General features: G+C 74.4%; 27 protein-coding genes. 18 read left to right on the forward strand and 9 right to left on the reverse strand.

Annotation, left to right across the window (positions count from 1 at the left end):
* Positions 1 to 275: 275 nt before the first annotated feature.
* Entirely contained in the window at positions 276 to 845 is a 570-nt protein-coding gene (locus OG556_RS07085) for a DoxX family protein (protein ID WP_063346958.1), read from the reverse strand.
* Positions 846 to 1,028: 183 nt separating this feature from the next.
* On the opposite strand from OG556_RS07085, the gene OG556_RS07090 reads away from it, so the two are divergent.
* A complete protein-coding gene (locus OG556_RS07090; protein ID WP_371516349.1) occupies positions 1,029 to 1,625 on the forward strand; it encodes a TIGR03086 family metal-binding protein in 597 nt (198 codons plus the stop codon).
* Positions 1,626 to 1,706: 81 nt separating this feature from the next.
* Positions 1,707 to 2,213: a hemerythrin domain-containing protein gene (locus OG556_RS07095; RefSeq protein WP_371516350.1), complete on the forward strand. Its 507-nt coding sequence runs from the start codon at positions 1,707 to 1,709 to the stop codon at positions 2,211 to 2,213.
* A 3-nt stretch (positions 2,214 to 2,216) separates the two neighbouring features.
* Here OG556_RS07095 and OG556_RS07100 read toward each other — a convergent pair whose 3' ends face one another.
* A complete protein-coding gene (locus tag OG556_RS07100; protein ID WP_371516351.1) occupies positions 2,217 to 3,005 on the reverse strand; it encodes a VOC family protein in 789 nt (262 codons plus the stop codon).
* A 120-nt stretch (positions 3,006 to 3,125) separates the two neighbouring features.
* Positions 3,126 to 3,734, reverse strand: a complete 609-nt coding sequence (locus tag OG556_RS07105) for a Uma2 family endonuclease (protein WP_371516352.1) — start codon at positions 3,732 to 3,734, stop codon at positions 3,126 to 3,128.
* A gap of 195 nt (positions 3,735 to 3,929) precedes the next feature.
* On the opposite strand from OG556_RS07105, the gene OG556_RS07110 reads away from it, so the two are divergent.
* From OG556_RS07110 to OG556_RS07125, 4 genes are all read left to right on the forward strand, one after another.
* The gene (locus OG556_RS07110; RefSeq protein WP_371516353.1) at positions 3,930 to 4,607 is read left to right on the forward strand and encodes a TetR/AcrR family transcriptional regulator; all 678 of its coding nucleotides are present in this window, start codon (positions 3,930 to 3,932) and stop codon (positions 4,605 to 4,607) included.
* Between the two features lie 186 nt (positions 4,608 to 4,793).
* On the forward strand, positions 4,794 to 6,317 hold the full coding sequence (locus OG556_RS07115) for an MFS transporter (RefSeq protein WP_371516354.1): 1,524 nt from the start codon (positions 4,794 to 4,796) through the stop codon (positions 6,315 to 6,317).
* 223 nt (positions 6,318 to 6,540) lie between these two features.
* A complete protein-coding gene (locus tag OG556_RS07120) occupies positions 6,541 to 8,151 on the forward strand; it encodes a cytochrome bc complex cytochrome b subunit (RefSeq protein WP_371516355.1) in 1,611 nt (536 codons plus the stop codon).
* Positions 8,152 to 8,201: 50 nt separating this feature from the next.
* The gene (locus tag OG556_RS07125; protein ID WP_371516356.1) at positions 8,202 to 8,642 is read left to right on the forward strand and encodes a PPOX class F420-dependent oxidoreductase; all 441 of its coding nucleotides are present in this window, start codon (positions 8,202 to 8,204) and stop codon (positions 8,640 to 8,642) included.
* Between the two features lie 101 nt (positions 8,643 to 8,743).
* On the opposite strand, the gene OG556_RS07130 is transcribed toward OG556_RS07125, so the two are convergent.
* Complete coding sequence (locus OG556_RS07130; protein ID WP_371516357.1) at positions 8,744 to 8,947, reverse strand: hypothetical protein; 204 nt, start codon at positions 8,945 to 8,947, stop codon at positions 8,744 to 8,746.
* Complete coding sequence (locus tag OG556_RS07135; RefSeq protein ID WP_063346968.1) at positions 8,944 to 9,213, reverse strand: DUF1876 domain-containing protein; 270 nt, start codon at positions 9,211 to 9,213, stop codon at positions 8,944 to 8,946. Before OG556_RS07135 ends, OG556_RS07130 begins: the two co-directional genes overlap by 4 nt.
* A 155-nt stretch (positions 9,214 to 9,368) precedes the next feature.
* Here OG556_RS07135 and OG556_RS07140 point away from each other — a divergent pair, with 155 nt between their 5' ends.
* From OG556_RS07140 to OG556_RS07180, 9 genes are all read left to right on the forward strand, one after another.
* Positions 9,369 to 10,211, forward strand: coding sequence for a YndJ family protein (locus tag OG556_RS07140; protein WP_371516358.1), 843 nt, complete (start codon positions 9,369 to 9,371; stop codon positions 10,209 to 10,211).
* Positions 10,208 to 10,720, forward strand: a complete 513-nt coding sequence (locus OG556_RS07145; RefSeq protein WP_371516359.1) for a DUF1990 family protein — start codon at positions 10,208 to 10,210, stop codon at positions 10,718 to 10,720. Before OG556_RS07140 ends, OG556_RS07145 begins: the two co-directional genes overlap by 4 nt.
* Before the next feature lie 88 nt (positions 10,721 to 10,808).
* Complete coding sequence (locus OG556_RS07150) at positions 10,809 to 11,510, forward strand: hypothetical protein (RefSeq protein WP_371516360.1); 702 nt, start codon at positions 10,809 to 10,811, stop codon at positions 11,508 to 11,510.
* Positions 11,511 to 11,667: 157 nt separating this feature from the next.
* Positions 11,668 to 12,057, forward strand: a complete 390-nt coding sequence (locus tag OG556_RS07155) for a thioredoxin family protein (RefSeq protein ID WP_371516361.1) — start codon at positions 11,668 to 11,670, stop codon at positions 12,055 to 12,057.
* A 158-nt stretch (positions 12,058 to 12,215) separates the two neighbouring features.
* Positions 12,216 to 12,950, forward strand: a complete 735-nt coding sequence (locus OG556_RS07160; protein ID WP_371516362.1) for an alpha/beta fold hydrolase — start codon at positions 12,216 to 12,218, stop codon at positions 12,948 to 12,950.
* A 140-nt stretch (positions 12,951 to 13,090) separates the two neighbouring features.
* On the forward strand, positions 13,091 to 13,321 hold the full coding sequence (locus tag OG556_RS07165) for a hypothetical protein (protein WP_371516363.1): 231 nt from the start codon (positions 13,091 to 13,093) through the stop codon (positions 13,319 to 13,321).
* Positions 13,318 to 14,760, forward strand: a complete 1,443-nt coding sequence (locus OG556_RS07170) for an NAD(P)/FAD-dependent oxidoreductase (protein WP_371516364.1) — start codon at positions 13,318 to 13,320, stop codon at positions 14,758 to 14,760. The genes OG556_RS07165 and OG556_RS07170 overlap by 4 nt, the downstream gene beginning before the upstream one ends.
* 152 nt (positions 14,761 to 14,912) lie before the next feature.
* The gene (locus OG556_RS07175) at positions 14,913 to 16,007 is read left to right on the forward strand and encodes a WD40/YVTN/BNR-like repeat-containing protein (RefSeq protein WP_371516365.1); all 1,095 of its coding nucleotides are present in this window, start codon (positions 14,913 to 14,915) and stop codon (positions 16,005 to 16,007) included.
* A gap of 73 nt (positions 16,008 to 16,080) precedes the next feature.
* Positions 16,081 to 16,842: a GNAT family N-acetyltransferase gene (locus OG556_RS07180; RefSeq protein ID WP_371516366.1), complete on the forward strand. Its 762-nt coding sequence runs from the start codon at positions 16,081 to 16,083 to the stop codon at positions 16,840 to 16,842.
* 110 nt (positions 16,843 to 16,952) lie between these two features.
* Here OG556_RS07180 and OG556_RS07185 read toward each other — a convergent pair whose 3' ends face one another.
* A complete protein-coding gene (locus OG556_RS07185) occupies positions 16,953 to 17,810 on the reverse strand; it encodes an EamA family transporter (protein ID WP_371516367.1) in 858 nt (285 codons plus the stop codon).
* A gap of 74 nt (positions 17,811 to 17,884) precedes the next feature.
* Here OG556_RS07185 and OG556_RS07190 point away from each other — a divergent pair, with 74 nt between their 5' ends.
* A complete protein-coding gene (locus tag OG556_RS07190) occupies positions 17,885 to 18,751 on the forward strand; it encodes a MurR/RpiR family transcriptional regulator (protein WP_371516368.1) in 867 nt (288 codons plus the stop codon).
* A 66-nt stretch (positions 18,752 to 18,817) separates the two neighbouring features.
* Positions 18,818 to 19,864 carry a LacI family DNA-binding transcriptional regulator gene (locus OG556_RS07195; protein WP_371516369.1) on the forward strand — a complete coding sequence of 349 codons (1,047 nt, stop codon included), beginning with the start codon at positions 18,818 to 18,820 and terminating at the stop codon, positions 19,862 to 19,864.
* Positions 19,865 to 19,934: 70 nt separating this feature from the next.
* Here the strand turns inward: OG556_RS07195 and OG556_RS07200 are convergent, their stop codons facing one another.
* Positions 19,935 to 20,447, reverse strand: coding sequence for a GNAT family N-acetyltransferase (locus OG556_RS07200; protein WP_371516370.1), 513 nt, complete (start codon positions 20,445 to 20,447; stop codon positions 19,935 to 19,937).
* Between the two features lie 158 nt (positions 20,448 to 20,605).
* On the reverse strand, positions 20,606 to 21,058 hold the full coding sequence (locus tag OG556_RS07205; protein WP_063346982.1) for a molybdopterin-dependent oxidoreductase: 453 nt from the start codon (positions 21,056 to 21,058) through the stop codon (positions 20,606 to 20,608).
* A 421-nt stretch (positions 21,059 to 21,479) separates the two neighbouring features.
* On the opposite strand from OG556_RS07205, the gene OG556_RS07210 reads away from it, so the two are divergent.
* Entirely contained in the window at positions 21,480 to 23,075 is a 1,596-nt protein-coding gene (locus OG556_RS07210; RefSeq protein ID WP_371516371.1) for a PucR family transcriptional regulator, read from the forward strand.
* 70 nt (positions 23,076 to 23,145) lie between these two features.
* Here the strand turns inward: OG556_RS07210 and OG556_RS07215 are convergent, their stop codons facing one another.
* Positions 23,146 to 23,613: a MarR family winged helix-turn-helix transcriptional regulator gene (locus OG556_RS07215; protein ID WP_063350998.1), complete on the reverse strand. Its 468-nt coding sequence runs from the start codon at positions 23,611 to 23,613 to the stop codon at positions 23,146 to 23,148.
* Between the last annotated feature and the right edge of the window lie 8 nt (positions 23,614 to 23,621).

Genomic DNA, 23,621 nt, shown 5'->3' on the forward strand with positions numbered 1-23,621 from the left:
CGCAGCAGACGCGCGGAACTCACGTGGGGGCCTCCGGGCCGTCGTCGGCCGCATTGGGGGTGCGGCCGGTGGGGTGGTGAGGACCGTTGGCGACGGCGCCTCGTGGGCGGCTCCGTCGTGCACACGGTGGGGAGTGTGACATGTACCATGGCACACATCACATGACGTTGGATAGACCCGCCCATGTGAGCGATTGGCGGGGGAATGACGCAGGGGCCGTGCCGGCGATTCGCCAGCACGGCCCCTGCGCTCGGGGGTTGACGCCCCGCGCTCGACTACTTCCGCAGCAGCAGGATCACGCCGGCCGTCACCAGGCCGACCAGGACCGCCGCCGCGCCGTACGCCAGTCGGTGGGCACGCAGCACCGGCAGGAAGCGGTCCACGGCGTAGCGACCCGGGCCGGTCAGGGCGAGCGCGGCGGCACCCGCCGTGAGCAGCAGCTCGTACTCGCTGCCCTTCGGGGCGAAGAATCCGCCGCCCCAGGTGACGGCGATCGCGTTGACCATCGTGCCGACGATCGCGGCACCCGCCAGCGGGGTCAGCAGGCCGACGGCGAGGGCCAGCCCGCCGAGCGTCTCGGTGAGGCCCGCGACCACGGCCATGGCGTTGCCCGCCGGGTAGCCGCTCATGGTGAAGAACTGACCGGTGCCGTCGATCCCGCCGCCGCCGAACCAGCCGAACAGCTTCTGGCTGCCGTGCGCGGCCATGGTCAGGCCGAGGGCCAGGCGCAGGAGCAGGAGTCCGGCGTCGTAGGCGTGCGGGGAGGTCGTCGCGGAGTCGGGGGTCGCCCGGCCCGGGAGGACGGTGGTGGTGGGGGCGGTCGTGCTCGGGCTGCTGCTCGGCATGCGCGTCTCCATCGATCGGGATCGGTCGTAGGGGTGTGGTGGCGCGGCCGGGCGGGTCGTCCCGCGACTGTTGTTCAAATTTGAACCGGCCACTCCTCGACCGTACCTTGGAGTTCGAATTTGAACAACTGACGGATCGTGGACAACTCGCGGGCCGGACCCCGCCCGGGGCAGGGTGGAGACATGGCTCAACGCAGGCAGCACCGGCCGGCCGCGAAACCCGGCACGCCCTACCCCGAAGCCCTCGCCGCCTTCGGCGAACGCGTCCGGCTGATCACCCCCCGCCAGTGGGACGCCCCCACCCCGTGCGCCGACTGGTCCGTCCGCGAACTCGTCAACCACCTCACCGGCGAACAGCTGTGGATCCCCGAACTGCTGATGGGCGCCACCATCTCCGAGGTCGGCGGCCGCTTCGACGGCGACGTCCTCGGCGACGACCCGGTCACCACCTGGACGGAAGCCGCCGACGCCGCCCGGGACGCCTTCGCCGTCCCCGGCGCCACCGAGCTCACCGTCCACCTCTCCTTCGGGGACGTCTCCGGGCAGTACTACCTGGACCAGCTCACCACCGACCTCGTCATCCACAGCTGGGACCTCGCCGAAGCCGTCGGACGGCACACCCGGCTCCCGGCGGAACTCGTCGACTTCGCCCTCGGCGAGTTCGCCGGCTACGGGAACCTCTCCGGGAGCGGCCTGTTCGACCCGCCCCTGCCCGTCCCCGACGACGCCGGCCCGCAGACCCGCCTGCTCGCCCTCACCGGGCGGCGCGACCGGCCCTGACCTGCGGCGACCGCTCCAGGAGTCCGACGCCGGATACTGGAAGGAGCGGGGGCCGCGATCCGTGCGAGAGGCGGGCACGCCATGAGCCGCAGGCCGGACATCCTCGGCGAGTTCACCGCCGACCACCGGGCGGTCACCGAGCTGCTCGACCGGATCGAGCAGGCACCCGCCGGCGCCGCCGAGCGCGCCGACCTGCTGGCCCGGCTGACCGACCTGCTGTTCACCCACTGCGCGGCCGAGGAGGAACACCTCTTCCCGCTCGTGCAGCACGACGTGCCGGACGGCGGGGCGCTGGTGTTCGGCAGCATCCACGAACACCTGGCGATCGGGCAGTACCTCTCCGACCTCCAAGGGCTCGGCCCGGCCGACCCGGCCTTCGACACCCTGCTGCGCGGCCTCGCCGACACCCTGCGGCGCCACCTCGCCGTCGAGGAGAAGCAGCTCTTCCCGGCCGCCCGCAAGGCCCTGCCCGCCACCACCCGAGCCGCGCTCGGCGACCGACTGCGGGCCGAGCGCGCGGAAACCGCCGCGGACGCCGAGGGCCTTGAGGGCGCGGGGCCCGCCGAGGCGGGCAGCGCCGAGCCGTGAGCGTCAGTTCTTCGGGCTGATCACCGCGAAGCGGCCGCCCTCCCGGTCCTGCAACCGGGCCACCCGCCCGTACGGGGAGTCGAAGGCCGCTCCCACCGCCGAACCGCCCAGCTCCACGGCCCGGGCCAGCGCCCGGTCCGCGTCCGGAACGGCGAAGGACACCTCCCAGTGCGGCGGCAGCCCCGCCGCGCCGCCCGCCTGCTCCCGCGCCAGCGCGGCGACGCTGTGGCCCTCCGCCCGCAGCACCACCCGGTCGTGCTCCCAGCGGACGTCGAACCGCTCCGGGTCACGGCCGTCCCAGCGGAACACCTGCCCGTAGAACAGGGCCGCCGCGAACGGGTCCGGCGTGCGCAGCTCGATCCAGACCGGTGCACCCGGCAGGTCCAGCCGCCGGGCCCGGCCCAGCGGGCCCTCCCAGATGCCGAACACCGCCCCGGCCGGGTCCGCCGCGAAGGCCACCCGCCCGGCGTCGAAGGCCAGCGGGCCCACCGCCAGAGTCGCGCCGCGCTCGCGCACCGCGTCGGCGGCCTCGTCCGCGCTCTCCGTCCCGAAGTAGCTGGTCCACGCCACCGGCATCGCCCAGTCGCTGCCCGCGACCCCCAGCCCGGCCACCGCCTCCCCGCCGGTCACCGCGTGCACGTACGGGCCGAAGCGGTCCGGCCCGGGCTCGAACTCCCAGCCGAGCAGCGGCCCGTAGAACGCCTTCGCCCCCTCCAGGTCCCGGGCCGTCAGGCTCACCCAGCACGGAACGGCCGCCACGCAGCGCACCTCGGCGGTCTCACCGCTGCCCATCGCGGACCTCCTCGCCACCCGGCCGCCGGGCCCCTCCCGACTCCCACGGCCCACCGGCCGCCCGGGACGCCCACAGCCTAGGCCGATGGGCGTAGCGCCCCCGGGGAGGCATGGCCGGGATCAGCGCACCCAGTTCTTGAGCGGCTCGGTGTCCAGCGAGATCCCCACCGGCTCGGGGAGGTGGACGGTCTTGCCGAACGGGAGGATCTGCGCGGTCTCGTAACGGACACCGTCGGGCTGGCTGTAGACGGTGACCTCGGCGGAGTCGCGGTCGATCAACAGGTAGACGGGGATGCCGGTCTCGGCGTAGGCGCGCGGCTTCTCGACGCGGACGCGATGGTCGGCCACGGATTCGTAGGACGTGACTTCGGCAACCATCAGCGCCTCGTCCGCGCTCACCCACTCCCCCTGCCCGGTAAGGGCCTCGGCGGGGGCCAGCATTCCGTCGGGGTGCGCGCGGCCGCCCCGGGTGCCCTGGACCCTCAGGCCATGGCTGTGCAGCCAGAGCTCAGGCCGTGCCTGGAGACAGCTGCGGACCAACCATTCGAGGACACGGCCGTGGTTGCCGTCCCGCAGGGGCTTGACTCCCAGCCTCCCGTTGAGGAACTCCAACCGGACACCTTCGATCGTGCGGGCTGCCAGCCGGGCGAGTTCCTCGAATTCTTCGGTCAGCAGCTGCGGCCGGTCGGGGCCGTCGATCTCGACGCTCATTCCTGGGGCGGGGCTCATGCCTGTGACCGTAGAGCCACGATCCGACAGCGGCGGTCCGGACCGGGGCGCGTTGCGGGTGGCTCGGAAGAGTGGCGCGGGAAATGTGACCCAGGTCACAGCGAAAGGCGAAATTTCCGGGGAGGGAATCCCCGTTTGGTCTTTCGTAGGCAGAAGCGGGGAGAACTTCCCCGGTATCCTGAAGGAGCAGTCGCCGTGACCACCGCCGCCACCGAGCCGGTCCGACCCGTGGAGACCGCCCGTGCGCCCAAGCTGCGCGCTGACGCGACCCGCAACCGGGAGCGGATCGTCCTGGCGGCTCGCGACGCTTTCGTCGAGCACGGCGCGGACGTGCCGCTGGACGAGATCGCGAAGCGGGCCGGGGTCGGCAACGCCACGCTGTACCGGAACTTCCCGGACCGCTCGGCGCTGGTCCGCGAGGTGGCGCTGCTCGTCAAGAGCCGTATCCTGGCCCTCGCCGAGACGGCGACGGTCGAGGCGGACGCCCCTGACGGCGTCCCGTTCGACGCCCTGCAGCGGTTCGCGCACGCGACCGTCGCGGAGAAGCTCGGCGCGCTCTGCCCGATGTTCAGCAGCCACGTCGACCCGTTCGACCCGGACCTCACCGAGGCCCGCGTGCGCCTGACGGCCGCCGTGAGCGGTCTGATGGAGCGCGCCCGGGCGGCGGGTGAACTGCGGGCGGACGTCGACCACGGTGACCTGTTCATCGCGATCAGCCAGCTGACCCGGCCGCTGCCGGGGACGTCCTGCCAGCTGCTCGACGACTTCGTCCACCGGCACCTGCAACTGTTCCTGGACGGGCTGCGCACGCCGGCCCGTTCGGTGCTGCCCGGCCGGGCCGCGACCTTCGAGGACTTCCAACCCCACCACTGACCCACCAGCGGCACCCCGACCGACCGACCCGCCCTCCGGACCGCGCCGACCACCGGCCCGCCAGGAGCTGATCCCCGCACGCCCCGCACCACACACCCCGCACCGACGCCCCGTACGGCGACCAGCCGTTCCCCGTACGGCGGTCGACCCTTGTCGCACGCCACGCACCCCGAAGTGAGTACCTCCATGCCTGAAACCGACGCCCGACCGGCGACGCTGCCCGATCCCCGGCGCTGGAAGGCGCTGATATTCATCGGCCTCGCCCAGCTGATGGTCGTCCTGGACGCCACCATCGTGAACATCGCCCTTCCGTCCGCCCAGCGGGACCTGGGCATCTCCGACGGCAACCGCCAGTGGGTGATCACCGCCTACGCGCTGGCCTTCGGTGGTCTGCTGCTGTTCGGCGGCCGGATCGCGGACCTCTGGGGCCGCAAGCGGACCTTCGTGGTCGGCCTGGCCGGCTTCGCCCTCGCCTCCGCGCTCGGCGGCGCCGCGGCCAACACCGCGATGCTGCTCGGCGCCCGCGCCCTCCAGGGCGTGTTCGGCGCACTGCTCGCCCCGGCCGCGCTGTCGCTGCTGGCGGTGACCTTCACCGAGGCCAAGGAGCGCGCCAAGGCCTTCGGCATCTACGGCGCGATCGCCGGTGGCGGTGGCGCGATCGGCCTGATCCTCGGCGGCCTGCTGACCGAGTACATGAACTGGCGCTGGACCTTCTTCGTCAACGTCCCGTTCGCCATCGTCGCCGCCGTGGGCGCCGTCCTGGTGATCCGCGAGCCCGCCGAGGGCCGCAACCGCAACCGGCTGGACGTCCCCGGCGTGCTGCTGGTGACCACCGGCCTGGTCTCGCTGGTGTACGGCTTCACCCGCGCCGAGTCCAGCGGCTGGACGGCCGCCAGCACGCTGGGGCTGTTCGTCGCGGCCGCCGTGCTGCTGACCGCGTTCGTCCTGGTGGAGCGCCGGGTCAAGGCCCCGCTGCTGCCGCTGCGCGTGGTGCTGGACCGCAACCGCGGCGGGGTGTACCTGTCGCTCGGCCTGGCCGTGATCGGCATGTTCGGCCTGTTCCTGTTCCTGACCTACTACCTGCAGCTCGTTCGCGGCTACAGCCCGGTGCTGACCGGCGTCGCGTTCCTGCCGATGGTGGCGGGCATGATCACCGGCTCGACCCAGATCGGCGCCCGGCTGATGACCCGCGTCCCGGCGCGGTTCCTGATGGCCCCCGGCTTCCTGGTCGCCTCGATCGGCATGCTGCTGCTGAGCAACATCGGTCTGGACACCTCCTACCCGATGCTGATCCTGCCCGGCCTGGTCCTGATGGGTCTCGGCATGGGCACCGCGTTCATGCCGGCGATGAGCCTGGCCACGCACGGCGTCCAGCCGCGCGACGCGGGCGTCGCCTCGGCGATGGTCAACACCTCGCAGCAGGTCGGCGGCGCCATCGGCACCGCGCTGCTGAACACCATCGCGGCCAGCGCCACCACCAGTTGGCTGGCCTCGCACGCGACCGCCGCGGCCGCCTCGTCGCCGGCGGCCGCCCAGGCCCTGCAGTTCCAGGGCATGGTGCACGGCTTCACGACCGCGATCTGGGTGTCCTTCGGGATCCTGGTGGCGGCCTCCGCGATCGCCTTCACCCTCGTGAACGCCGGTCGCCCGGACGCGGCGTCGGCGTCGGGTGCGGCGAAGAACGACGAGGTGCCGGTGCTGGTGCACTGACGCCTGCGGGTTGCTCGGGTGCGTACGCGGCCCGTCCGGTGTCCCCTTCCTGGGGCACCGGGCGGGCCGCTCGCCGTTTCCGGGGCGGCGGTTCCGGGGGCGGCGGTTCCAGGGTCCGGATCACAGCCGCCCCGGGTAGAAGTGGGGATCACTCCCCGATTATGGTGACCTCAGCGAGAAGCGGGGAATGATCCCCACTTCCTTCCGACTGAGGTGCGTGCACATGACCCGGAATCAGAACCCAGGACGGGGGCGGCGGGCCGTCGACTGGGCGGACGGCCGACTGGGGATCCACACCCTGGCCAGGGCCAACCTGCGCAAGATCTTCCCGGACCACTGGTCCTTCATGCTGGGCGAGATCTGCCTGTACACCTTCCTGATCATCATCCTGACCGGCGTCTGGCTGACCCTGTTCTTCAAGCCCTCCATGGGCGAGGTGATCTACGACGGCTCGTACGTGCCGCTCAAGGGCGTGCCCATGTCGCAGGCCTACGCCTCGACGGTGGACATCAGCTTCGAGGTCCGCGGCGGTCTGCTGATCCGACAGATCCACCACTGGGCCGCCCTGGTCTTCGTCGCGGCCATGTTCGTGCACATGATGCGGGTCTTCTTCACCGGCGCGTTCCGCAAGCCGCGCGAGATCAACTGGGTCTTCGGCTTCCTGCTGCTCTTCCTCGGCATGCTGGACGGCTTCTTCGGCTACTCGCTCCCGGACGACCTGCTCTCCGGGACGGGCATCCGGTTCATCGAGGGCGTGCTGCTGGCCGTCCCGCTGGTCGGCACCTACGTCCAGATGTTCCTGTTCGGCGGCGAGTTCCCCGGGCACGACATCATCCCGCGGTTCTTCACCGTCCACGTGCTGCTCGTGCCCGGCATCATGCTCGGCCTGCTGGTGGCGCACCTGATCCTGGTCTTCTACCACAAGCACACCCAGTGGGCCGGGCCCGGGAGGACCGAGAAGAACGTCGTCGGCATGCCGCTGATGCCGGTCTACCTGGCCAAGGCCGGCGGGTTCTTCTTCCTGGTCTTCGGCATCGTCGCGCTGATGTCCGCCGTCGCCACCATCAACCCCATCTGGGCGTACGGCCCGTACCGGCCCGACCAGGTCTCCACCGACGCCCAGCCCGACTGGTACATGGGCTTCGCCGAGGGCCTGATCCGGGTGATGCCCGGCTGGGAGGTCGGGCTCTGGGGGCACACCCTCAACCTCGGCGTGCTGATCCCGTTCACGCTGTTCCCGGTGATCCTCGGCGCGATCGCGGTCCACCCGTTCGTCGAGAGCTGGGTGACCGACGACAAGCGCGAACACCACCTGCTGGACCGGCCGCGCAACGCGCCCGTCCGCACCGCGCTCGGCGCCGCCTGGATCAGCCTGTACCTGGTGATGCTGGCCGGCGGCGGCAACGACCTCATCGCCACCCATCTGCACCTGTCGCTCAACGCCATCACCTACGCCGTGCGGATCGGCTTCTTCGCCGTCCCGGTGGCCGTCTTCGTCATCACCAAACGCTGGTGTCTCGGCCTCCAGCGCCGCGACCGCGACAAGGTGCTGCACGGACGCGAGACCGGCGTCGTCAAGCGCCTGCCGCACGGCGAGTTCACCGAGGTGCACGCCGGGCTCGCGCCCGCCGAACTGCACCGGCTCACCGCACACGAGCAGCCCCGCCCCCTCGAACTGCCGGCCCCCGTCGACGAGAATGGAACCGCCCGGAGCGCGGGCGTGCTCACCCGCACCCGCGCCCGGCTGTCCCGCGGATTCCACGGCGAGCACGCCCGGATCGCCAAGCCCACCGCCGAGGAGTACCGCGAGATCACCGAGGGCCACGGGCACTGACCCCTGGGCACCGACCCACGGCCCCGGCCCCCACGCCAGAGGGAGGACAGATGCACGACCGATCCGACCAGCTCGCCGACAGCAGATACCTCCTGCTCACCACCTTCGGCGAGGACGGCACCCGCCAGGACTCCCAGATCTGGGTGGTGCCGGACGGCACCGCACTCGGCGTCTGGACCCCGGCCCACTCCGGCGAGGCCGAACGGATCCGGCGCCACCCCCGGGTGCTGGTCGGCCCGTGCGACGCCCACGGGCGCCCGACCGGGCGGCCGGTGCCGGCCCGCGCACGGCTCTGCGACCCGGACGACACCGCCCGCTACCGCACCTCGCTGATCAACAAGTACGGCCTGACGGCGCTGATCGCGCTGGCCCGCAGCCGGTTCCGGGTCGGGCTGGCCGGGACGGTCGGCATCCGGATCACGCTCAACGAGCTGGAGCAGCGGCTGGTCGGGCCCGAGTGGCAGCTGCCGACGACGTACTGCGTCAACTGACCCGCCGGGTGGCCTGGTGGCGCCGGGGGCCGGGCACACACGTGCCCGGCCCCCGGCGCCGTTCGCGTGGTGAAGCGCTCGCGCGTTGCCGGGGAGCGCTGTCAGGACCCGTCGTCCGGCGCCTTCGCCAGGTCCCCGGGTTCGCACGCCTCCCGGCCCGTCGCCAGGTGCACGACCCTGACCGCCCGGTCGGGACCGCCGGGCACGACCCGCTGTTCGTGCCCGCAGCGCGGGCAGATCAGCGGGATGCGCGGCCGGTGCTCCCGGCCGCCGGCGTGGCCGCCGTCCGGGTGCGGGGCGCTCACGTCAACGGGTGGGTCGGGACCGGGCTGACCTCCTGGATCTCGCCGTGGGCCTTGGTGAGCAGCTGCGAGGCGAGGTCGTTGAGGGCCCTGGCCCCCGCGATCTCCTCGCCGACCCGCAGCTGTTCCGGGTCCGACGGGTGGCGGCTGCTGTAGCCGTGGGCCCGTAGTTCCCTGCCGTCGCGCAGCCGCAGCATGGCCGCGGCGGTCGTGCGCGGGCCGTCCTCGCGAAACTCCATCTCGATGTGCCAACCGACCAGAGTCTGCATGGCGGATCACCTCCATCGGTTACTCCTCCAGAGTGCGCCGCACCCACCGTGAACACCAGGGCAGGCGGACCGGGGTCAAGTTGAACGCGTTCAACTCTGCGGCGTAGAGTCGCCGACGACAGAGATTTGAACGCGTTCAAGGAGGTGTTTCCGGCATGGGGAAAGGCACGACGGAGCTGGTGAACCTGCTGGTCCTGCTCGGTATGGGCGCCGTCGTCCCGCTCGGCCTCGCCCTGATCGGCGAACCCGGGCTCGCCCGCGTCCGCCGGCTCTGGCCGCTCGCCGCCGTCCCCGGCGCGCTCTCGCTGTGGCTCCCGCGCGGCGGCCTCGCCACCGGCAGCGCCGCCCTCTACGCGCTCGGCACCCTGGCCGTCGCCCTCCACGCGCCGCTGCGGCTGCGCCGGACCCGCTCGCTCGCACCCGCCGAACTCGCCGTCCTCACCGCACTCGCCGCCCCTGCGGTGGCCGGCACCGCCCTGGTCGCCGAGCGCTCCGGCTACCCGCTGTTCGGCTTCGAACCGCACGTCCTGGCGCTGACCGTCCCGCACTTCCACTACGCCGGCTTCACCGCCGCCCTCGTCGCCGGGCTGGTCTGCCGCAGCACCCGGGCGGGTTCCGGCGCCGCCCGCTGCGCCGCGCTCAGCGTGCCGGCCGGGACGCTGCTGGTGCTCGCCGGGTACTTCCTCGGCACCTGGGTCCAGTTCGCCGGGGCCTGCGTGCTCACCACCGGGATGTGGCTGGTCGGCCTGGTCACCTGGCGCGACCTGCGGCCGCGCGCCGCCGACCCGGTCACCGCCCGGCTGCTCACCGCATCCTCGGCCGTCCTCGCCCTCACCATGCTGCTCGCCCTGTGGTGGGCCCTCGGCCAGGCGTCCGGACTCCCCCACCCCACCCTGGCCTGGATGGCCGCCACCCACGGCGTCGGCAACGCGCTCGGCTTCGCGCTCTGCTCGCTGCTCGCCTGGCGCCGGATCACCACCACGGAGGACCCCCGATGACCGACCTCAGCTACCCCGAGCAGGGCGCCAGCACCACCGGCCACCTGCCCGACGGGTACCACCACCTGCGCCACCGGGCGCTCATCGGCCGGGGCCGGCCCGCCCTGGAGGTGGCCGGGGCCGCCCTGCTCGGCTGGCGGATGCACCGGCTGGCCGGCGTGCGGATCGACGCCGACGCCGACCGGGCCGCCCCCGGCGTCGCCGTGCACTGCGCGATCGGCGTCGGCCCGCTCCGGGCCGGCGCCCCCAACCGGGTGCTGGCCACCGTCGACGGCCCGGACCAGTACGGCTTCACCTACGGCACCCGGGCCGGCCATCTGGCCCGCGGCGAGGAGACGTTTCTGGTCGAACTGGAGGCGGACGGGGCGGTCCGGTTCAGCGTGACCGCCTTCAGCCGCCCGGTCGCCTGGTACGCCCGGCTGGCGGGGCCGCTGCTGCCGCTCGCGCAGCGGGCCTTCGCCCGGCGCTGCGGCCGGGTCCTGGCCCGGATCGCGGCGGACGCGGGGTAATGCCTTGGCCCGCCGGGCGGGCCGTCCGGCATGATCACCCGGTGATACGCACCACCCAGCCGGCCTCCAACGTCACCGCGGGGCAGCCGTGACCAGCTTCCTGACCCACCGGGCCCGGGTGCACGACGAGCGGCTGCCGGTGCGCCGGCGGTTCAGCGCCCTGCGGACCTGCCTGACCTGCTTCGCGCCGTACGGCTTCCGGGCCACCTACCACCACCTCACGCTCAGCTCCCGGATGCCCCGGCTGCTGGAGGCCGACCCGGACGCGCTGGTGCGGGCCGTGGAAGAACTGCACGAGGCACGGGTCCTGTGGCTGGCCGGGGCGCAGGAGTACGAGGCACGGCGCCGGGCGGAGAAGCGCACCGGGCGACGGCAAGCGCCCGCGCCGGTGTGGTGGAACCGCCCCTGGTGGGGCGCACCGGACGCGGCCTGGCGGGCGGACCCCTTCCTCCACCCGCCGCTGCGGCTGCCCGACTACGTCCGGCGGCAGAACGCGCTGCTGGACGGCGCCGAACTGCCCGGCTGCCCGGCCTGCGGGGACGAGGAGCCGGTGCTGTCGCGCTCGACCGGCCACGGCCTGGCCGAACTCTGCCGGACCTGCGCCTGGGTGCGGCAGCCGTGCCCGTGCGGACGGTGGCACAGCTTCGAGCCCACCCTGCGGGTCGGCTGGAACCGCATCTGGCAACGGTGGCACCTGATCGGCGACGGCACGCCGAACCCGCGCTGGCCCGGCGTGCAGGGGCCGGCCCGGATCGAGCGGCTGGTGCCGTACGAGGCCTCCCACCCGTGAGGTTTCCGCTCCGCGCGGTGTGCGGCGCCCGGGCGCCGGACCGGCTCGGGCAGCGGCGGCCACCGGCGCGCGCGGCTGCGGAATACCCCGTCGGGGCGCACGGTTGTCGCGAGCACGTGATCGGTAGCGCCGCCTCCGGAAGGGAAGGAATCGCGAGATGAGCAGCACGGTCGAGCTGACCAAGGAGAACTTCGACGACATCGTCCCGGGTCCGGAGGGGCAGGACTTCGTCTTCATCGACTTCTGGGCCGGGTGGTGCGGGCCGTGCCGCCAGTTCGCCCCGGTGTACGAGAAGGCGGCCGAGCGCCACGCGGACCTCGTCTTCGCCAAGGTGGACACCGAGGCGCAGGTGGAGCTGGCCGCCGCGTTCGGGATCCAGTCGATCCCCACGCTGGCGATCATCCGTGAGGGCGTGCTCGTCTTCTCACAGGCCGGTGCGCTGCCGGAGTCGGTGTTCGAGGACCTGATCGGCCAGGCCAGGAACCTGGACATGGCCGAGGTGAAGCGCAAGGTGGCACAGGAGCAGGCGGCCGGGGGCCAGGCCTGACCCGTCCGGACGTCCGCTTGCCCGAGGGCCCGGGGAGTGCGACTCCCCGGGCCCGGTCACTCGGTCGTCCGGGCGAAAATCCGGGCGAAGCCTGACCAGGGTCGGTCCTAGAGTCGTCGGCGACGGAGATCCCGGCCGACCGCGAGGAGCGACCCACCATGAGCACGTTCGTACTGGTCCCCGGATTCTGGCTCGGTGCCTGGGCCTGGGACGAGGTCGCCGCGCCGCTGCGCGCCGCCGGGCACACCGTCCACCCCGTGACCCTGCCCGGGCTGGCGGAGCGCGCGGGCGAGGCCGAGCCGATCGGGCTGGCGGAGCACATCGCCGCGCTGGCCGACCTGCTGGTCCGCGAGGACCTGTGGGAGGTGGTGCTGGTCGCGCACAGCGGCGCCTGCGTCCCGGTCGGCGGCATCGCGGACCGGATGCCGGAGCGGATCCGCCGGGTGGTCTACCTGGACAGCGGCCCGATGATCGACGGCGGTTCGCTGTACGACCTCTGGGAGCCCGACCACCGTGCGGCGGCCGACGCCTCCGTGGTCGACGGCCGCCTCCCGATGCCCTCCTGGGCCGACCTCGCCGCCGACGGCGCCGACGTGGCGGGCCTGGACGAGGCCGCGCTCGCCCGGATCCGCGAGCGGGCCACCCCGCACCCGGCCGGGGCGTACCGGGACCGGCTGCGGCTGACGGGCGCCTCGGCCGCGCTGCCGCAGGCGCTGGTGACCTGTTCCTTCCCGCTCGCCCAGGTGCAGGCGATGATCACGGCCGGGCACCCGTGGTTCGCCGGGCTCGACGGGCCGAACTGGGAGCTGCGCGAACTGCCCACCGGGCACTGGCCGATGTTCTCCCGCCCGGCCGACACGGCGGCGGTGCTGGCCGAGCTCGCGGCGCTCTGACCCGCCCTCGGCCCGGACCCGTCGGCGGGTTCGTCTGCGCGAAGCCCCGCCGGCGTCGCAGGATGGGCACGGCGCCGGGCACACGGCCCGGCGCCCGTCCGGCCGGGGGCCGGATCCCACGGGAAGGCGAGCCCCTGCGGATGTACGCGGAGCGCGAGAAGTGGCCGCCGGAGGCCGTTCGGGTCAGGCTCGGGTACGAGACGAACGGCAGCCGCGGGCCGACCTCCCGGGAGGCCTCCCTCACCGGCGCCCTCACCGGCGCGCCGGCCGACGCCCGGCGCGCCCGGCTGCTCGACGTCCGCGACCACACTCCCGTCGCCCCGGCCCCGCGGGCCGGGGCGGCCATCGACACCACGGAGGACCGGGTATGACCAGCAGCGCCGAGGAGTACGACGTCATCGTCCTGGGGGGCGGCCCGACCGGCGAGAACGTCGCCGACCGGACGGCCTCCGCCGGGCTGCGCACGGTCCTCGTGGAGGCCGAACTGGTCGGCGGCGAATGCTCGTACTGGGCCTGCATGCCGAGCAAGGCGTTGCTGCGCCCGGTGGCCGCGCTGGCCGAGGCCCGCGCGGTGGCCGGCTCCCGGGAGGCGGTCGGCGGACGGCAGTTGGACCCGGCCGCGGTGCTGGCCCGGCGGGACTCCTTCACCTCGCACTGGAACGACGACGGCCAGGTGCAGTGGCTGCAGGGCGCCGGCATCGAGCTGGTGCGCGGCCACGGCCGGCTGGCGGGCGTACGGACCGTCACCGTGGAGGCCGAGGACGGCACCGAGCGGGTGCTCACCGCCCGGCACGCCGTCGCCGTGTGCACCGGCAGCCGTCCGGTGCTGCCCACGGGCGTGCCGGGGCTGGCGGAGGCCCACCCGTGGACCAACCGGGAGGCGACCGCCGCGCCGGCCGTGCCCGGGCGGCTGGCGGTGGTCGGCGGCGGCGTGGTCGGGGTGGAGCTCGCGACCGCCTGGCGGGCGCTCGGCTCCGAGGTGGTGCTGCTGGTGCGCGGCGACCACCTGCTGCCGCGGATGGAGCCGTTCGCGGGCGAGCTGGTCGCGGAGGGCCTGCGCGAGGCCGGGGTGGACCTCCGGTTCGGGACGGAGGCCACCGCGCTGGAGCGGGCGGACGGCGCCGGGCCGGTGGTCCTGACGCTCGGTGACGGCGAACGGCTGACCGTGGACGAGGTGCTGTACGCGACCGGACGGGCCCCGCGCACCGCCGACGTCGGGCTGGAGCAGGTCGGGCTGAAGCCGGGCGGCTGGCTGGAGGTGGACGACAGCTGCACCGTGCTCGGTGTCGACGGCGAGTGGCTGTACGCCGCCGGGGACGTCAACCACCGGGCGCTGCTCACCCATCAGGGCAAGTACCAGGCCCGGATCACGGGCGCGGCGATCGTGGCCCGCGCCCAGGGGCGTGCGCTGGACACCTCCCGCTGGGGCGCGCACGCCGCGTCGGCCGACAGCGCGGGCGCGCCGCAGGTCGTGTTCACCCATCCGGAGGTCGCCGCCGTCGGGCTGACCCTGGCGGCGGCCGAAGCGGCCGGGCTGCGGGTCAAGGCCGTCGACCACGACTTCGGCGCCGTCGCCGGGGCCTCGCTGTACGGCGACCACTACCGCGGCCGGGCCCGGGTGGTCTTCGACCTGGACCGCGAGGTGCTGGTCGGCGCCTGCCTGGTCGGCCCCGGGGTCGCCGAGCTGCTGCACTCGGCGACCGTCGCCGTGGTCGGCGAGGTGCCGATCGACCGGCTCTGGCACGCCGTGCCCTCCTATCCGACGATCAGCGAGGTGTGGCTGCGGCTGCTGGAGGGCTGCCGGGGGTGAACCGGGCGGGTGAGCCGGACGGGCGGGCCTTCCTGCTGAGTGGGCCTTCCGGGTGATCGGGCGTGGCGAGATGTGGCCGCCGGTGGACGGCGGGACACTGGGCGCCGGGGGCCGTCCCGGGGGGCCGTACTCGTCACCAGATGGTGTGGGGCATGACCGAAGTGCTGTTGGCTGTCGGAACCGAGAAGGGCCTCTTTCTCGGCCGCAGCCGCGACCGGCTGGACTGGGAGTTCAGCGGGCCGCACTTCCGGATGAACGCGATCTACTCCGTCTCCATCGACCGCCGCGACGGCCGCACCCGGCTGCTGGTCGGCGCCGACAGCAGCCACTGGGGCCCGTCCGTCTGGCGCTCCGACGACCTCGGCGCCACCTGGTACGAGCCGCCGCAGCCGGCGATCCGCTTCCCCGAAACCACCGGCGCCTCGCTCACCCGGGTCTGGCAGCTCCAGCCGGCCGGCCCGGAGGCCCCCGGCGTCGTCTACGCCGGCACCGAGCCCGCCGCGCTGTTCCGCTCCGAGGACGGCGGCGAGACCTTCCGCCTGGTCGAGTCGCTCTGGAACCACCCGCACCGGAGCGACTGGGGCGCCGGCTACGGCGGCCAGGGCCTGCACACCGTCGTCACCGACCCGCGCGACCCGCAGCGGCTGCTGGTCGCCGTCTCCACCGGCGGCGTCTACCGCAGCAAGGACGGCGGCGACAGCTGGGAGCCCGCCAACACCGGCCTGCGCGCCGAGTTCCTGCCGGAGGAGGGCCAGTACCCCGAGTTCGGCCAGTGCGTGCACAAGGTCGCCCCCGACCCCGTCGACCCCGACCGGCTGTACCTGCAGAACCACGGCGGCGTCTACCGCAGCGACGACTGGGGCGCGAGCTGGCGCTCCGTCGCCGACGGGCTGCCCGCCGCGTTCGGCTTCGCCGTCGCCGCCCACCCGCGCCGGGGCGACACCGCCTACCTGTTCCCGCTCGGCGGCGGGGACGACCGCATCCCGCCCGGCCGCCGGTGCCGGGTCTTCCGCACCACCGACGGCGGCACCAGCTGGCAGCCGCTCGCCGACGGCCTGCCCGACGAGGACCACTACGGCATCGTGCTGCGCGACGCGCTGCGCACCGACGACGCCGAACCGGCCGGGATCTACTTCGGCAACCGGACCGGCGACGTCTACGGCAGCCATGACGAGGGCGAGAGCTGGTCGTTGCTGACCTCCCACCTGCCGGACGTGCTCTGCGTCCGCGCCGCGGTGGTGGCCTGACAATTCGGTTGCCCCCGGGCGCGCTCTGGTCGACCATGACGGCGGACGAACGACCGTACGAATGGGGCTGGGTGTGACCGAGACGGACTTGGTGGTCAGGTCGAACGGAGAGGGCGTACCGGTGGTGCGCTACCTCCTCGGCGAGCGGGAGGGGCGGCCCTGGGCCGACCTGTTGGAGGTGGTGGAAGGAAGCGGCGGCACCGACCCGGTGGAGTTCGTCCGCACCGAGCTGGCCGGGTGGGTGGTCTCCGGGACGCCCGAGTTCGGCCTCGCCCTGCTGGAGCACGGCGCCACCGTGCTCCGGCACGCCCACGCCATGCGACGCGACCTGGTCGCCGACCCGCCGCCCGCCGACTGGGCCGGGGCCCCGCTGCGCGACGGCCTGCGGGCCGTGCCCTGCGACCGCGCGCCCGAGGACCTGTTCGAGGCCTGGCGGGCCGCGTTCGCCCCGGGGCACCCGGACCACTTCGCGGGCGACGACCAGCAGGCGCTGGCGGAGCGGATCGCCCCGCTGCTCGCCGGCAAGGTCATCGGGCCGGTGCTGCCGTCCAGCCTGCTCGCCGTGGACGCGCAGGACCGGGTGGTGGCCGGGATCGTCCTCACCGACCGCGACGGCATCCCGTGGATCGCCGACGTCTTCCGGCACCCGGAGCTCGGCTACCGGGGCCTCGGCGCGGACCTGCTGCGCCGCGCCGTCGCCGACGCCGCCGAACGCGGGCTCGTCGAGGTGCAGTTGGCCGTCACCGACGGCAATCCGGCCCGCCGGCTCTACGAGTCCCTGGGCTTCGAGCTGCTGAGCACCTCGCTGACCGTGATCGTGCCGGAGAAGGGCTGACGGCCACCGGATCCCGTCCGGCCGGTCTCGGTGGATATGGCCCGAGACCGGCCGGTCCGGCCGGACACGCCCACGGACACGCCGGACCGGCCGGACACTCCGGACACGCCCTATGACCGGGCCAGTTCCAGGACGGCTATCCCGGCCAGCACGATGAGGCTGGCGGTCAGCCGCAGGCGGCCCAGCCGCTCCCGGAACACCACGGTGGCGATCAGGGCGGCGATCACGATGCTCGTCTCGCGCAGCGCCGCGATCGTCGCCAAGTCCCCCCGGGACTGCGCCCACACCACCAGGCCGTAGGCCGTCAGCGAGAGCACGCCCCCCGCGATCCCCACCGGCACCACCGTGCCGACCCCGGTGAGCAGCGAACGGCCGCGCCGGGCCCAGGCGATCAGCGCGAGCGTCGGCCCCTGCAACAGGAACAGCCAGGCCACGTAGCCGCCGACCGTCCCGGCGTGCCGGACGCCACTGCCGTCCAGCACCGTGTAGACGGCGATCATCACGCCCGTCCCGGCGGCGGCCCCGAGCGCGGGCAGTTGCGCCCGCCCCGGGACGCCCTTGGCGAAGGCCAGCCCGATCAGGCCGCAGGAGATCACCACCACGCCCAGCAGCTCGCCCGTGCCCGGGTGCTGACCGAGCACGGTGGCCGACAGCAGGGCCACCAGCAGCGGCGCCGAGCCGCGCGCGATCGGGTACATCTGCCCGAAGTCGCCCAGCTGGTAGGCGCGTAGCAGCAGGACCGTCGACGTCGTCTGGACGGCGACCGAGGCCAGCAGGTACGGCCAGGACGAGGCCGCCGGCAGCGGGTTGACCAGCACCAGGACGAGCGCGCACGCGGTGTAGGTCAGGTTGATCAGCGCGAAGCCGACCAGCTTGTCCGCGATCCGGTGGGCCAGGCCGTTCCAGACGGCGTGCAGCACGGCCGCGGCGAGCACGGCCACCGGCACGGCCGGCACGATCTCGGGCATGGCGAAGCTCCCCTCCGACGGCCTTCCGGCGACCCGGTACGGCCTGGAACCGAATTCCACGCTACCCTAGCGCCATGGAAGGACATTCCGACATGACGCCCCTGGAGTCCCAGCTCGCCGCGCGGATCCGGGCCCGGCTCGGCGACCTGCGCGGCGCCGAGGCGCGGGTCGCCGAGGTGGTGCTCGACCGGGGCGCCGGCCTGGTGCACCTGAGCGTCAGCGACGTCGCCGCGCTGGCCGGCACCGCCCCCTCCTCCGTGGTCCGGGCCTGCCAGCGGCTCGGCTTCCGCGGCTACCAGGAACTGAAGATCGCCGCCGCCCGGCACTCCCCCGCCGCGGCCCCGGCCCCCGCCGACGACACGGGCGCCCCGGCCGCCCGGGCCCTCGCCGACACCCTGCGGGCCGCCCGGGCGGCCCTGGACGGGATCACCGCCACGCTCACCGCCGACGACCTGCGGGCGGCCGCCGAGGTACTGGCCGGCGCCGGCCAGGTGGTACTGGTCGGCTCCGGGCTGTCCGGCGCGGTGGTGCTCGACCTCGCCTACCGGCTGCGCGCGCTCGGCCTGCGCGTCGACGCCCCCGCCGACCCGCTCACCGCCCAGCTGGCCGCCGCCCAGCTCCCGCCCGACGGCGTCTGCTTCGCGGTCAGCCACGGCGGCGCCACCCCGCTGGTGATCGACGCCGCGCGCCGGGCCCGGGCGGCCGGGGCGGCCGTGGTCGCGCTCACCAGCTACGCCCGCTCACCGCTCACCGAGACGGCCACCCACACCCTGGTCGCGGGCGGGCAGGACCTGGTCTTCGGCCTGGAGACCACGGCCAGCCGGCTCGCCCACCTGGCCGCCGTCGACGCGCTCGCCCAGACCCTGCTGGCGCTGCGCGGGCGACCGGCCGAACAGGCCCTCGGCCTCTCGGCGGACATCACCGCGGACCACACGTACTGACCGCGCCGGACGTCCGGCGGCGACGGCGGCCCGGAGCCGTCGGAGGCGCTGTGTAGGCTCGCGGGCATGGCGAGGGTGACACGGGACGATGTGGCGCGGGTGGCGGGGACGTCCACGGCGGTCGTGAGTTATGTGATCAACGACGGGCCGCGGCCGGTGGCGCCCGCGACCCGGGCGCGGGTGCTCGCGGCGGTCGAGGAGCTCGGCTACCGCCCCAACCGGGTCGCCCAGGCGATGGCACGGCGGCGGACCAACCTGCTCGGCATGGTCGTGCCGGACGCCCGCCAGCCGTTCTTCGCCGGGCTCGCGCACGCCGTCGAGCAGGCCGCCGCCGACCACGGCCGGCTCCTGCTGATCGGCAACTCCGACTACGTGGACGAGCGCGAGGCGCACTACATCCGCGCGTTCCTCGGCATGCAGGTCGACGGGCTGATCCTGGTCACCCAGGACCCGGCCACCCCCGGGCTCACCGGCTTCGACGTGGGCGACGGCACCTCGGTCGTGCTGCTGCACCACCGGGCGGAGACCGCCGACGGCGTCGCGGTGGTGGCGGACGACCAGGGCGGCGCCCGCGAGGTGGTCCGGCACCTGCTCGGGCACGGCCACGCCGAGGTGCACTGCTTCGGCGGCACCCTCGCGCTCAGCCCGCACGACCCGGTCACCGGGCGGACGGCCGGCTGGGCCGCCGCGCTGGCCGAGGCCGGGCTGGCGACCGAGGGGCGGCTGGTGCCGGCGCCGTTCGACCGCGTCCGGGCGCACGCCGAGGCGCTCGCCCTGCTGGCCCGGCCCGACCGGCCGTCCGCCGTGTTCTGCACGACCGACGACCAGGCGATCGGCCTGCTGCGGGCCGCCGACGACCTGGGCATCCGGGTGCCGGAGCAGCTCGCGGTGGCCGGATTCGACGACATCGCCGAGGCGGTGATCGCCGGCCCGGCGCTGACCACCGTGGCGACCGCTCAGGACGAGATGGCCCGCGCCGCGGTCGACCTGGTCCTCGGCGGAGCCGAGCGGCGCTCCACCGGCGCGCGGACCTTCCCGGCCCGGCTGGTGCTGCGACGCACCTGCGGCTGCCCGGCGCCGGAGCGGGCGACCGCGGGCGCAGCCGCGATCTGACTCCGCGTCACGCGCGCTCCGGTTCGGTCGGGCCGCTGCCGGGCCGCCCGCCGCCGCGCGGGCGCGCCGGTCAGCGGAGTTCGTCCGCGAGGAGGTCCATCAGCAGGTTGTCGTGCCAGGTGCCGTCCGGGCCGCGCTCGTACTGGCGCATGGTGCCGACCGAGCGGAAGCCGACCTTCGCGTAGCAGCGGATCGCGGCCGTGTTGTCGGCCGCCGGGTCGATGATCAGCCGGTGGTAGTGGTGGTGGTCGACGAGGTGGCGGGCCAGCGTGCGGACGGCGTCCGTGCCGAGGCCGACGCCGTGGACCTCCGGGTCGAGGTAGATGTCGATGCCGGCGTGCCGGTACTCGTCGTCGTTGTTGGCGTACCACTGGATGGCGCCGACGATCTTCCCGCCCACCTCGACGACGAGGGTCTCCGTGTCGGGCTCCTCCAGGTCGCTGGCGACGGCGTCGGCGAGGTCGTCACCGCCCCGCCAGCGGGCGAACACCTCGGGCGTGCCGCGGATGGCCGCGAGCTCCGGGATGTCGTCGGTGTCGGCGGTGCGGAGGGTCACCAGGGTGCCGTGCAGAATCGTCCCCATATGGGGCATGTTGGCACGGAAACAGGCATCCGGCGAGCTGTTTTTCGGTATTCCCCACGATCGCCCGCACCCCCTCCGAGCAGCGACGATGCTCCACCGCGAAGCACTCGGCGAGAGCGGGCCCCGGGGCGGGGTCAAGGCCCGCCCGCGGCCGGGGCTCAGGCCGCCGGTTCACCCAGCGGGCCGAGCCACACGGCCGTGACCCCGCTGACGTAGCGGGCGCCGCAGTGGTCGTCGGGGACGACGAGCTGCGGGCCGGCGGCGTCCAGCGGGGCGCCGTCCATGCTGGTGGCCAGCAGGATCCGCTGGCCGCCGAAGTCGGGGTCGATCTCGGCCCAGGAGACGACGGCCCGGTGGCCGTCCGCGCCGCTGACCGACAGCAGGAAGCGCAGCCGCTGCTTGCGGCCGGAGAAGTCGATCCGGGGCCGGGCCGCGCACAGCACGTCCCAGAGCGCGGGCCCCTCGTAGTCGTGCCGCTGCTCGCCCTCGGCCAGGCAGTCGAAGCTGACCTCGACGCGGTGCGCGGGGAGGGCACGCAGCTGGTCGACCGACAGCTCGGCGGGCCGGTCGAAGTGGCCGTGCAGCCGGACGGTGGGGCTCGACGGGGTCATGGTGCTCCCTCCTCCCGGGCCGCGCCGCCGCGACCCGGGAGGGGGTTACCCGAGGGTGGGCCCGGGCATTCGCAGCTGCGGCGCTGAAAGGATGATTTCAGCGGCATCTGCGATGGAGTGGAGCGCTTCCGGCTGGCAGCTGCGGGGGAAGGGGCGGGCGTGTCCGAGGAGGCGGATCGACGCGCCCCGCGCCGGCGGAAGCCGATGGAAGCCGCTGGAAACCGACGGAAGCGGCACCGCAATCGGGCGGACGGCCGGTTCCGCACACCCGCCGAGGGGGCCCGCACTGGATGATCCGACAAGAAGAATCACTGCCGCATGACTTGCATTTACGATGCCCATGAGCACCTGAACCTTGCACTTGCGAGGCACGGCCGGGCGCGGCGCACAAGGGCGAGAGCGAGAGCGAGATGAGCGAGAGATGATCGTCGGCGACCTGCTGCACCTCGACGACCTGGACATCCGCCTGGCCTGGGGCACCCCGGACCTGCTCGACCGCCCGGTCACCGGGCTCAGCTCCACCGACCTCCAGGACCCGGCCCGCTACCTCCAGCCCGGCGAACTCGTCCTCACCGGCCTGGTCTGGTGGCAGCCCGCCGAAGCCTCCGGCGCGCTGCGCTTCGCCACCGCCCTGCGCAGCGCGGGCGTGGCGGCGCTGCTGGCCGGCGAGGGCACCCACGGCAGCGTCCCGGACAGCCTCGCCGACGCCTGCCGCACCCACGGCATCCCGCTGCTGACGGTGCCCGCCGGAGTCAGCTTCCGCGCCGTCACCGACCGCGTCTACCTGCGGCTCTGGGGGGACCTGCGGGCCGGCGCCCAGGACACCGCGGCGATCCCGGAGACCGTCCGGCACGAACTGCTCGACCTGCTGCACGCGGACGCCGGGGCCGGCGAGGTGCTGGCCCACGCGGTCGGCCGGCTCGGGGTCCCGGACTGCTCGATCACCACCGCCGGCGGCCGGGCCGTCGCCACCACCGCCGCACCCGCCAATGCCACACCCGCCAATGCCGCATCCGCCACCGCCGCATCCGTCCCGCCCGCCGGACGCGGCGACACCGGGCTTCCCGTCGGGCCCCAGGACGGCTCGCCGTTCGACGGCTGGCGGCTGCGCCCGCACCTGCGCTCGGCGGCGGCCGAACCGGTGCTCCAGGCCCTGGCCGAACTGCTCGCCCCGCTCGCCGCCCGCGCCCACGCCGACGCGGGCGCGCGGCGCCGGGCCGCCGGGCGGCTACTGGACGCGCTCATCGGGGAGGCCGGGCTCGCCGAGCCGCTCGCCGCCTGCGGGCTGGGCGGGGCCGAGTCGCTGGTGGCGGTCACCGCGCGGATCGACGGCGGCCGGGCGGGCCAGGCGGGTGCCGCACCGGGCGACGGCCCGCCCGCCGCCTGGGCGGCACACGCACTGGCCGAGGCGCTGCACCCGCTCGGCGCGCCGTACGCCGCCGGGACCGACCGCGACGGGCGGTCCGCCGCGCTGGTCGCCGCGCCGGCCGAGCAGGTCGCCGAACGGCTGCGCCGGGCCCGGCCCGCGCTGCAGGGCCGGCTGACCGGCCGGCGCACCCTGCGGGTCGGCGTCGGCCCGGCCGCCCCGCCCGCCCCCGCCGCACTGCGGGCGGCGCTGGTGCAGGCCCGCTACGTACTGGAGGGCTCGGCCGGCCCGGTCGGCAGCGCGGCCGAACTGGACTCGCTGGACGGACTGCTGCGCGGCATCCCGCCGGAGGTGACGGCCGCCTTCCACGCCCGGCTGCTGGCCCCGCTGGCCGCCCACGACCGGGAGAACAGCGTCTCGCTGCTGGGCACCCTGGCCGTCTTCCTGGACCACGACGGCTCGTGGGCGCGGACGGCCGAGGCGCTGTGCATCCACGTCAACACCGTGCACTACCGGATCCGCCGGATCGAGGAGCTGACCGGCCGCAGCCTGGCCCGGCTGCGGGACCGGCTCGACCTGCGGACCGCCCTGCTCTGTGCCCCGCAGCCGGCCCGGGCTCAGGCTGCTCAGGCTCAGGCTCCGGCCCGGTAGACCGCCGGACGGGCGCGGCAGCGGCCGAGGGCTCGGGGCCGGGGCTCAGGGCTTCAGGGGTTTCAGGGCGTCAGGGGGTGTCGTCGAGGCGCAGCCGGGCGCTGACCTCGCCGAGGCTTTCGGCGAGCACGGCCAGCTGCTCGCGGGTGAGCACGTCGATCAGCAGCTCGCGGACCAGGGCGACGTGTCCGGGTGCGGCCTGCCGCAGCGACTCCCGCCCCTGGTCGGTGAGTTCGGCGATGACGCCGCGCACGTCGCTGGGGCAGGAGCGGCGGGCGACCAGGCCCATCCGCTCCAGCTGGGTGACCTGGTAGGTGAGGCCGCTCTTGGAGGTGACCAGCTTGTCGGCGAGTTCGGTCATCCGCAGCGCGTGGGCCGGGGCAGCGGACAGGTGCACCAGGATCTCGTACTGCTGGTGCGAGAGGCCGGAGTCCTCCTTGAGCTGGCGCTCCAGTCGGCGGTTGAGCAGGTTGCTCGCGACGACGAAGCCCCGCCAGGCAGCCATCTCGTCCTGGTCCAGCCAGCGGGGTTCGTTCAGTGTGGACA

Origin of the sequence: Kitasatospora sp. NBC_01300 (genome assembly GCF_041435235.1) — a bacterium.
GTDB lineage: Bacteria > Actinomycetota > Actinomycetes > Streptomycetales > Streptomycetaceae > Kitasatospora.

Excerpts from the sequence above, each read along its gene's own strand:
- OG556_RS07185 (WP_371516367.1), bottom strand. The coding sequence starts at position 17,810 with ATGCCCGAGATCGTGCCGGCCGTGCCGGTGGCCGTGCTCGCCGCGGCC.
- OG556_RS07175 (WP_371516365.1), top strand. The coding sequence starts at position 14,913 with ATGACCGAAGTGCTGTTGGCTGTCGGAACCGAGAAGGGCCTCTTTCTC.
- OG556_RS07105 (WP_371516352.1), bottom strand. The coding sequence starts at position 3,734 with ATGAGCCCCGCCCCAGGAATGAGCGTCGAGATCGACGGCCCCGACCGG.
- OG556_RS07190 (WP_371516368.1), top strand. The coding sequence starts at position 17,885 with ATGGAAGGACATTCCGACATGACGCCCCTGGAGTCCCAGCTCGCCGCG.
- OG556_RS07145 (WP_371516359.1), top strand. The coding sequence starts at position 10,208 with ATGACCGACCTCAGCTACCCCGAGCAGGGCGCCAGCACCACCGGCCAC.
- OG556_RS07125 (WP_371516356.1), top strand. The coding sequence starts at position 8,202 with ATGCACGACCGATCCGACCAGCTCGCCGACAGCAGATACCTCCTGCTC.
- OG556_RS07205 (WP_063346982.1), bottom strand. The coding sequence starts at position 21,058 with ATGACCCCGTCGAGCCCCACCGTCCGGCTGCACGGCCACTTCGACCGG.
- OG556_RS07155 (WP_371516361.1), top strand. The coding sequence starts at position 11,668 with ATGAGCAGCACGGTCGAGCTGACCAAGGAGAACTTCGACGACATCGTC.
- OG556_RS07195 (WP_371516369.1), top strand. The coding sequence starts at position 18,818 with ATGGCGAGGGTGACACGGGACGATGTGGCGCGGGTGGCGGGGACGTCC.
- OG556_RS07100 (WP_371516351.1), bottom strand. The coding sequence starts at position 3,005 with ATGGGCAGCGGTGAGACCGCCGAGGTGCGCTGCGTGGCGGCCGTTCCG.
- OG556_RS07160 (WP_371516362.1), top strand. The coding sequence starts at position 12,216 with ATGAGCACGTTCGTACTGGTCCCCGGATTCTGGCTCGGTGCCTGGGCC.
- OG556_RS07135 (WP_063346968.1), bottom strand. The coding sequence starts at position 9,213 with ATGCAGACTCTGGTCGGTTGGCACATCGAGATGGAGTTTCGCGAGGAC.
- OG556_RS07140 (WP_371516358.1), top strand. The coding sequence starts at position 9,369 with ATGGGGAAAGGCACGACGGAGCTGGTGAACCTGCTGGTCCTGCTCGGT.
- OG556_RS07120 (WP_371516355.1), top strand. The coding sequence starts at position 6,541 with ATGACCCGGAATCAGAACCCAGGACGGGGGCGGCGGGCCGTCGACTGG.
- OG556_RS07170 (WP_371516364.1), top strand. The coding sequence starts at position 13,318 with ATGACCAGCAGCGCCGAGGAGTACGACGTCATCGTCCTGGGGGGCGGC.
- OG556_RS07090 (WP_371516349.1), top strand. The coding sequence starts at position 1,029 with ATGGCTCAACGCAGGCAGCACCGGCCGGCCGCGAAACCCGGCACGCCC.
- OG556_RS07210 (WP_371516371.1), top strand. The coding sequence starts at position 21,480 with ATGATCGTCGGCGACCTGCTGCACCTCGACGACCTGGACATCCGCCTG.
- OG556_RS07085 (WP_063346958.1), bottom strand. The coding sequence starts at position 845 with ATGCCGAGCAGCAGCCCGAGCACGACCGCCCCCACCACCACCGTCCTC.
- OG556_RS07165 (WP_371516363.1), top strand. The coding sequence starts at position 13,091 with ATGTACGCGGAGCGCGAGAAGTGGCCGCCGGAGGCCGTTCGGGTCAGG.
- OG556_RS07095 (WP_371516350.1), top strand. The coding sequence starts at position 1,707 with ATGAGCCGCAGGCCGGACATCCTCGGCGAGTTCACCGCCGACCACCGG.
- OG556_RS07200 (WP_371516370.1), bottom strand. The coding sequence starts at position 20,447 with ATGGGGACGATTCTGCACGGCACCCTGGTGACCCTCCGCACCGCCGAC.
- OG556_RS07115 (WP_371516354.1), top strand. The coding sequence starts at position 4,794 with ATGCCTGAAACCGACGCCCGACCGGCGACGCTGCCCGATCCCCGGCGC.